This is a genomic window from Curtobacterium sp. MCBA15_013 (assembly GCF_001865095.1).
In the GTDB taxonomy this organism is placed as follows: domain Bacteria; phylum Actinomycetota; class Actinomycetes; order Actinomycetales; family Microbacteriaceae; genus Curtobacterium.
In genome coordinates, this window is record NZ_MJGQ01000004.1 from 155,003 (window position 1) to 163,651 (window position 8,649).

General features: G+C 71.3%; 6 protein-coding genes. All 6 read left to right on the forward strand.

Going from position 1 to position 8,649, the window contains the following annotated elements; all coding sequences use genetic code 11:
• Positions 1 to 517: 517 nt before the first annotated feature.
• The 6 genes from dnaE to BIV01_RS02830 all read left to right on the forward strand — a co-directional run bounded on the left by dnaE (position 518) and on the right by BIV01_RS02830 (position 8,154).
• Entirely contained in the window at positions 518 to 4,000 is a 3,483-nt protein-coding gene (gene dnaE / locus BIV01_RS02805) for a DNA polymerase III subunit alpha (RefSeq protein ID WP_070419540.1), read from the forward strand.
• Between the two features lie 2 nt (positions 4,001 to 4,002).
• Positions 4,003 to 4,353, forward strand: coding sequence for a DUF2200 domain-containing protein (locus BIV01_RS02810; protein WP_071301873.1), 351 nt, complete (start codon positions 4,003 to 4,005; stop codon positions 4,351 to 4,353).
• Entirely contained in the window at positions 4,350 to 5,168 is an 819-nt protein-coding gene (locus BIV01_RS02815; RefSeq protein WP_139199186.1) for a hypothetical protein, read from the forward strand. Before BIV01_RS02810 ends, BIV01_RS02815 begins: the two co-directional genes overlap by 4 nt.
• 95 nt (positions 5,169 to 5,263) lie before the next feature.
• Positions 5,264 to 6,571, forward strand: a complete 1,308-nt coding sequence (gene hisD / locus BIV01_RS02820) for a histidinol dehydrogenase (protein ID WP_083413728.1) — start codon at positions 5,264 to 5,266, stop codon at positions 6,569 to 6,571.
• Positions 6,572 to 6,583: 12 nt separating this feature from the next.
• On the forward strand, positions 6,584 to 7,081 hold the full coding sequence (nrdR, locus tag BIV01_RS02825) for a transcriptional regulator NrdR (RefSeq protein WP_070418661.1): 498 nt from the start codon (positions 6,584 to 6,586) through the stop codon (positions 7,079 to 7,081).
• Positions 7,078 to 8,154 (forward strand): quinone-dependent dihydroorotate dehydrogenase, encoded by a 1,077-nt coding sequence (locus BIV01_RS02830; protein ID WP_083413729.1) that lies wholly within the window; start codon positions 7,078 to 7,080, stop codon positions 8,152 to 8,154. Before nrdR ends, BIV01_RS02830 begins: the two co-directional genes overlap by 4 nt.
• Positions 8,155 to 8,649: the final 495 nt, after the last annotated feature.

The window sequence follows — 8,649 nt, forward strand, 5'->3', positions numbered from 1 at the left end:
GCACCGCGCCTCCCGTCCGCCTCGACGCCGAGGTCGCACGAAGTGCCGCTGTCGGCGCCGCGGAGCGGCACTTCGTGCGCTTCCGGCGGCACGCGCGCGGCGTGTTGCGCGCCCTCGGCGGCGCGCCCCGCGCGTGGCGCGACCCCCCGACTGACGGGAGGCGCGGGTCGGGCCCGCACCGCGCCTCCCGTCCGTCTCGACGCGCCCGGCCAAGCCCGCCGAGATCGCGGGATCGGTCGCTCTCGGCGCCGCGGAGCGGCACTTCGTGCGCTCTCGGCGGGACGCGCGCGGCGTGTTGCGCGCGCTCGGCGTCGCGCCCCGCGCGTGGCGCGGCCCCCTGACGGACGGGAGGCGCGGGTCGGCCCCGCACCGCGCCTCCCGTCCGGCGGAGGACGCGCCCGGGTTTGTCCCCGGTCGCGGTTAGGCTGTTCCCAGACCGCAGCAGCTCCCGCGAACCGGAGGTTCCGTGTCGGATTCCGACTCCTTCGTCCACCTGCACGTGCACAGTGAGTACTCGATGCTCGACGGCGCCGCCAGGCTCGGCGACCTCGTGGCCGAGACCGCTGCGCAGGGCATGCCCGCCGTGGCCGTCACCGACCACGGCAACATGTTCGGCGCGTTCGAGTTCTGGAAGGCCGCCAAGGCCGGCGGCGTCAAGCCGATCATCGGGACCGAGGCGTACATCACGCCGCGCACCCACCGGACCGACAAGACCCGTGTGCGCTGGGGCGACGGCGGCGGGGACGACGTGTCCGGCTCCGGCGCGTACACGCACATGACGATGTTCGCCGAGAACACGACGGGCATGCACAACCTGTTCCGGCTGTCGAGCAAGGCGTCGATCGAGGGGTACTACTTCAAGCCCCGCATGGACATCGAGCTGCTCGAGGAGTACCACGAGGGCATCATCGCCACGACGGGCTGCCCCTCGGGGGAGATCCAGACCCGGCTGCGGCTCGGCCAGTACGACGAAGCCGTCAAGGCCGCGGCGGACTACCGCGACATCTTCGGCAAGGAGAACTACTTCGCCGAGGTCATGGACCACGGGCTCGAGATCGAACGTCGGATCATGAGCGACCTGATCCGGCTGGCGAAGGACCTCGACATCCCGCTGGTCGGCACGAACGACCTGCACTACACGCACTCGCACGACGCCAAGTCGCACGCGGCCCTGCTGTGCGTGCAGTCCGGCTCGACCTTGAACGACCCGAACCGCTTCAAGTTCGACGCCGACGAGTTCTACCTGAAGACCCCGCAGCAGATGCGGCACCTCTTCCGCGACAACCCCGAGGCCTGCGACAACACGCTGCTCATCGCCGAGCGGTGCAACGTCGAGTTCGACACCGCGGCCAACTACATGCCGAAGTTCCCCGTGCCCGAGGGGGAGACCGAGCACTCGTGGTTCGAGAAAGAGGTGGCGAAGGGCCTCGAGTACCGGTACCCCGACGGCATCACGCGCGAGGTCCAGGAACGCGCCGACTACGAGGTCGGCATCATCAACCAGATGGGCTTCCCGGGGTACTTCCTCGTGGTCGCCGACTTCATCAACTGGTCGAAGAACAACGGCATCCGCGTCGGTCCCGGCCGTGGTTCCGGTGCCGGCTCGATGGTGGCGTACGCGATGCGCATCACCGACCTCGACCCGATCCGGCACGGCCTGATCTTCGAGCGCTTCCTCAACCCGGACCGCGTCTCGATGCCCGACTTCGACGTCGACTTCGACGACCGGCGCCGCGGTGAGGCGATCAAGTACGTCACCGAGAAGTACGGGTCGGCGCGTGTCGCGCAGATCGTCACGTACGGCACGATCAAGGCGAAGCAGGCGCTCAAGGACTCCTCGCGCGTGCTGGGCTTCCCGTTCGGCATGGGCGAGAAGCTCACCAAGGCGATGCCGCCGCCCGTGATGGGCAAGGACATCCCGCTCACCGGGATCTTCGACAAGGACCACCCGCGCTACAAGGAAGCCGTGGACGTCCGCACGGTCGTCGAGACCGACCCCGAGGCGAAGACGGTGTTCGACACCGCCCTCGGGCTCGAGGGGCTGAAGCGCCAGTGGGGCGTGCACGCCGCCGGCGTCATCATGTCGAGCGACCCGCTGATCGACATCATCCCCGTGATGAAGCGCGAGCAGGACGGCCAGATCGTCACGCAGTTCGACTACCCGGCAGCGGAGTCGCTCGGCCTGATCAAGATGGACTTCCTGGGGCTCCGCAACCTCACGATCATCAGTGACGCCCTCGACAACATCAAGACGAACCGTGGGATCGAGCTCGACCTCGAGAACATGGGGCTCGAGGACCCCGAGGCGTACGCGCTCCTGCAGCGTGGCGACACCCTCGGTGTGTTCCAGCTCGACGGCGGACCGATGCGCGGGCTGCTGCGCCTGATGAAGCCCGACAACTTCGAGGACATCTCCGCGCTCATCGCCCTGTACCGTCCGGGCCCCATGGGTGCGAACTCGCACACGAACTACGCGCTCCGCAAGAACGGCGAGCAGCCGATCACGCCGATCCACCCGGAGCTCGAAGAGCCGCTGCAGGACATCATCGGCACGACCTACGGCCTGATCATCTACCAGGAGCAGGTCATGGCCATCGCGCAGAAGGTGGCCGGGTTCTCGCTCGGCCAAGCGGACATCCTCCGCCGCGCGATGGGCAAGAAGAAGAAGTCCGAGCTGGACAAGCAGTACGCCGGCTTCGAGAAGGGCATGCAGGACAACGGCTACTCGGCCGCTGCCATCAAGACCCTCTGGGACATCCTGCTGCCGTTCTCCGACTACGCGTTCAACAAGGCGCACTCGGCGGCGTACGGCGTGGTGTCGTTCTGGACCGCGTACCTCAAGGCGCACTACCCGGCCGAGTACATGGCGGCCCTGCTGACGAGCGTCGGCGACGCCCGCGACAAGCTCGCGCTGTACCTCAACGAGTGCCGCCGGATGGGCATCAAGGTCATGCCGCCGGACGTCAACGAGTCGATCGGCTTCTTCGCCGCAGTCGGCGAGGACATCCGCTTCGGCATGGGCGCGATCCGCAACGTCGGCTTCAACGTCGTCGACGACATCGTCCAGGCCCGCACCGAGAAGGGCGCGTTCGAGTCCTTCCACGACTTCCTCCGCAAGATCCCGATCTCGTCGGCGAACAAGCGGACGGTCGAGTCGCTCATCAAGGCCGGTGCGTTCGACGAGTTCGGCGATTCCCGCCGTGCACTCGTCGAGATCCACGAGGGCGCCGTCGAAGGTGCGGTGAAGGTCAAGCGCGACGAGGCCCACGGCAACGTCGGGTTCGACTTCGACTCGCTCTTCGCCGAGGTCGCCGAGGAACAGCCGTCGGCCGCCGTCGTGTCCCAGGTGCCCGACCGTCCGGAGTGGTCCAAGCGCGACAAGCTCGCGTTCGAACGGGACATGCTCGGCCTGTACGTCTCCGACCACCCGCTCGCCGGGCTCGAGATCGAGCTGGCGAAGCACCAGTCGATCACCATCGCCGACCTCATCGCGGCCGACGACTCGGTCGAGGGTGAGACGGTCACCGTCGCGGGGCTCCTGACGAGCGTGCAGCACCGGGTGGCGAAGTCCAGCGGCAACCCGTACGGCATCGTCGACATCGAGGACTTCGGCGGCCAGATCGGCGTGATGTTCCTGGGCAAGACCTACCAGGAGTTCGGGCCGTCGCTCGTCGCCGACTCGATCGTGGTCCTGCGCGGCCGTGTCAACGTGCGCGACGACGGCAAGGCCCTGCACGCGGTGAGCATGTTCCAGCCGAACGTCGGCGACGCCATGGGGTCCGGGCCGCTCACGTTGAGCCTGCCCGAGCGGCAAGCGACGACCACGACGGTGACCGAACTCGCCGCCGTCCTCGGTCGGCACAGCGGCGAGACCGAGGTCCGGTTGAAGCTCATCAAGGACGACGTCGCCCGCACGTTCGAGCTGCCGTTCCCGGTGAACCTGACTCCCGACCTCTTCGGCGAGCTGAAGAGCCTGCTCGGGCCGCGCTGCCTGGTCTGACGATGGCCGGGCACCGCATCTTCGGCACGCCGTTCGCCGCGGTGTACCCGCACTACCTCGCGAAGGTGGAGCGCAAGGGGCACACCAAGGCCGAGTTCGACGCGGTGATCGAGTGGCTCACGGGGTTCGACGACGCCGCGCTCGAGCAGCACCTCGCCGACGAGACGACGTTCGAGGACTTCTTCGCGGCCGCGCACCTCCATCCGAACGCACCGCTCATCACCGGCGTGATCTGCGGCGTCCGGATCGAGGAACTCGACGACCCGCTCATGCGGCAGATCCGGTACCTGGACAAGCTCGTCGACGAGGTTGCGAAGGGCCGTCCGATGTCGAAGGTGCTCCGGACCGCGTGAACACCGTGGCGGGCGGTCCGGACGCCGGCACCCTGCGTGCCTTCGGCGTGGGCGACCAGCGGCTCGAACGGCTCGCGGGCGGGCGCGGGCTGACCTGGCGCGCCGGCGACGTCGTCCTCCGACCGCACGACGGTGCGACGGTGACGGACTGGCGGGCGGGCGTCCTCGCCGAGCTGGCGCACACCTCGACGTTCCGCACACCTCGACCCGTCCGGACGGTCGACGGACCCTGGCGCGCCGGCTCATGGGAGGCCTGGGAGTGGCTGCCCGGCCGCGCCGACGAGACCCGGGTCGCCGACGTCATCCGCGTCGGGAACGCCTTCCACCGAGCGATCGCACACCTCGACCGCCCCGCGTTCCTCGCCCCGTCCGCGCCGTGCCCCGAGGACCCGTGGGGCCGCGCCGACCGGATGGCCTGGGGAGCAGCGCGCCTGCCGGACGACCCCACGCTCGACCGCCTCGCCGCGGCCTTCCGGCCCGTCCGAGCACGGTCGCAGCTCGTCCACGGCGACCTGCTCGGCAACGTCCTCTTCGCCGATGCCGCCGTCCCCGCCGTCCCTGCCGTCCCCGCCGTCATCGACTGGCCGCCGTCCTGGCGACCCGCCGGGTTCGGCGCGGCCGTCGCCGCGGTGGACGCGGTGTGCTGGCACGGCGTCCCGGTCGCGCAGCTCGACGCGCTCGGTGCCGACGTCGCGGAGTGGGACCAACTGCTCGTCCGCGCGCTCGCGTTCCGCATCGCGACGCTCCACCTGCTCGGCGCCTGGGACGCGCCAGCCGCCGTCCGACACCGCCCCGTCGTCGACGCGCTCGCCTGACGACGCGGGCCCCGGGCCCCCTCACCGCGGGCCAGGAGGCGCGGTGCCGGTCCGCCACCGACCTCCCGTCCGCGCTCGGTAGGCTTGACCACCTGATGATGCAGCGAATCGACCTCCGTGGTGGCCTCCCCGCCCGTGCCGAACTCCTCCGACTCATGCCGCGCGCCGCCGGTGACGTCTCGCACGCGGTGGACGCCGCCCGCGAGCTCGTCGACGCCGTCCGCGAGCACGGGGCGTCGGCGCTGCACGACCAGGCCGAACGGTTCGACGGGGGAGCGCCCGAGCACGTGCGGGTCCCCGCTGCCGAGATCGCCGCGGCCGTCGCCGGCCTCACGCCCGAGCTCCGGGAAGCGCTCGACGAGGCCATCCGCCGGGTCCGGGCAGCGAGTGCGGCCCAGGTGCCCGCCGCGTCCGTGACCACCCTGGCCGACGGCGCCGAGGTGCACCAGCGGTGGCAGCCGATGCGCCGCGTGGGCCTCTACGTGCCCGGTGGCAAGGCGGTGTACCCGTCGAGCGTCGTCATGAACGTCGTCCCCGCCCAGGTCGCCGGCGTGCGGTCGATCGCGCTCGTGTCGCCCCCGCAGCGCGACCACGGGGGAGCGGTGCACCCGACGATCCTCGCGGCGGCCGGCCTGCTCGGCATCGACGAGGTCTACGCCATGGGCGGCGCCGGAGCCGTCGGTGCGCTGGCGTACGGCGTCCCGTCGATCGGCCTCGAGCCCGTCGACCTCGTCACGGGCCCCGGCAACAACTACGTCGCAGCGGCCAAGCGCCTCGTGCGCGGTGTCGTCGGCATCGACGCCGAGGCCGGCGCGACGGAGATCCTCGTGATCGCCGACGACACCGCGGACCCCGGGTACGTGGCCGCCGACCTCATCAGCCAGGCCGAGCACGACGAGCAGGCCGGCAGCGTGCTGGTGACGACGTCGGCGGCGTTCGCCGACGCGGTGGAGGCGGCCATCCCGGAACGTGCTGCGCGTGTCGGGACCGCGTCGCGCCTCCAGGTCGCCCTGGACGGACCGCAGTCCGCGATCGTGCTCGTGGACTCGCTCGCCGACGCGGCGACCGTGAGCAACGCCTACGGACCGGAGCACCTCGAGATCCAGACCATCGCCGACGACGCGGTCCTCGCTGACATCGACGCCGCGGGCGCGGTGTTCGTCGGGCCGAGCACGCCGGTCAGCCTCGGCGACTACCTGGCCGGGTCCAATCACGTCCTGCCGACCGGCGGGCAGGCGCGCTTCGGCTCCGGACTGTCCGCGTCGACGTTCCTCCGCCCGCAGCAGGTCATCCGCTACTCGCCCGAGGCCCTCGCCGAGGTCGCGCCGCACATCGTCGCCCTCGCGACCGAGGAGCAGCTCCCCGCGCACGGCGCCGCCGTGACGGAGCGCACGAACCGGTAGCCTGGGGTCGACATGTTCTGCCCCTTCTGCCGCCACCCGGACTCCCGCGTCGTCGACTCCCGGACGAGCGACGACGGAACTTCCATCCGTCGCCGTCGTCAGTGCCCGAACTGCGGCCGCCGTTTCTCGACCACCGAGACCGCTTCGCTCAACGTGGTGAAGCGCAACGGGGTGACCGAGCCGTTCAGCCGCGACAAGATCGTGTCCGGCGTGCGCAAGGCCTGCCAGGGACGCCCGGTGACCGACGGCGACCTGGCGATCCTCGCGCAGCGCGTCGAGGAGACCGTGCGGTCCTCGGGGTCGAGCCAGATCGACGCGAACGACATCGGGCTCGCGATCCTCGCGCCGCTCCGCGAACTCGACGAGGTCGCCTACCTCCGGTTCGCCAGCGTCTACCAGGCCTTCGACTCGCTCGAGGACTTCGAGGACGCCATCGGCCAGCTCCGCCGCGACCACCACGGCGCGGCCGACCCGGTCGCCGGCTCGTCCCCGGCCGGGGCCGGCGCGTGAGCGGCATCGCGGAACGGATCGTCCGCGGCGGGTACTCCGTCGTGTTCCGCTCGGTGTTCGCCAACATGGACCCCGAGCGCGCGCACCACATCGCGTTCGCGGTGATCAAGTGGCTGCCGCACGTGCCCGTCGTCGGACGGCTCGTCGAGCGCTACTCGCGGCCGTCCGCCGCCGACGGCGTGACGACGATGGGGATCCACTTCCCGTCCCGCTTCGGCTTGGCCGCCGGGTTCGACAAGGACGCCCGGGGGATCGCCGGACTCGGTGTCCTCGGGTTCGGGCACGTCGAGGTCGGCACCATCACCGCCAAGCCGCAGCCCGGCAACGAGCGCCCACGGCTCTTCCGACTCATCCCCGACCGCGCCCTCATCAACCGCATGGGCTTCAACAACCACGGTGCCGCCGCAGCAGCACGTCGGTTGGAGCGTGCCCGCCGCAACCCCGGGCGGCCCGTCATCGGCGTGAACATCGGCAAGAGCCGGGTCGTCGTCGTCGAGGACGCCGTCGACGACTACCTCGAGTCGACGCGCAGGCTCGCACCGTTCGCGGACTACCTGGCGGTCAACGTCAGCTCGCCGAACACGCCCGGGCTGCGCGGTCTGCAGGAGCTCGACCAGCTCCGACCGCTGCTCACCGCCGTGCGCGACGCCGCCGGCAAGGTGCCGGTGCTGGTGAAGATCGCGCCGGACCTCACCGACGAGCAGATCGACGCGATCGCCGGGCTCGCCGTCTCCCTCGGGCTGGCCGGCGTCATCGCGAACAACACCACGATCTCCCGCTCGGGACTCCGCACGCCGACTGCGGACGTCGAGGCGATGGGTGCCGGCGGTCTGTCCGGCGCACCGGTCGCTGCTCGGTCGCTCGAGGTCCTGCGGCGGGTCCGGGCCGCGGTGCCGTCGGACTTCTGCGTCATCGCGGTCGGCGGCGTCACGACCGAGCAGGACGTGCAGGACCGCATCGACGCCGGGGCGACCCTGGTGCAGGGCTACACGGCGTTCCTCTACGAGGGGCCGACCTGGGCGACGCGGATCAACCGGCTCCGGCGGCGGCGGTTGGGGCGCGCGGCGCGCTGACGTCGCGTGCGCGTCGTCGAGCGGGCGCGCTGGCGTCGCGTGCGCGTCGTCGAGCGGGCGAAGTACGTCACGCTCGACGCGTCGTGGCGGTGCGTTCTGCCCGCTCGGGGAGTCGTACGCGGCGAGTCGTGACCGGTCAGGGTCGCGCGTCCGGGTCTGCGTGTCCGTCGTCGGGTCCGGGTGTCCGTCGTCGAGGTCGCACGACACGCCGCGTGTGCTGTGGCGAGGTCGCGCAATGCGCCGTCGCACGCGCCGCGGAGCGGCACTTCCTGCGACCTCGGCCATGCGTACCGGGCGGGTCGTATGGCCGCGTCGAGCACCTGACGGACGGGAGGCGCGGGTCGGGCCCGCACCGCGCCTCCCGTCCGGTGGGCGGTCGGCGGGCGGGCCGGCGAGCGGGCGCGACGCGCCGCTCGCGTTCGGCGAGCGGGCGGAATGTGCCGTCCGGCGCCCGCGAGCGTGACGGATACTGCCCGCTCGGCGGGGCCGGCGGGG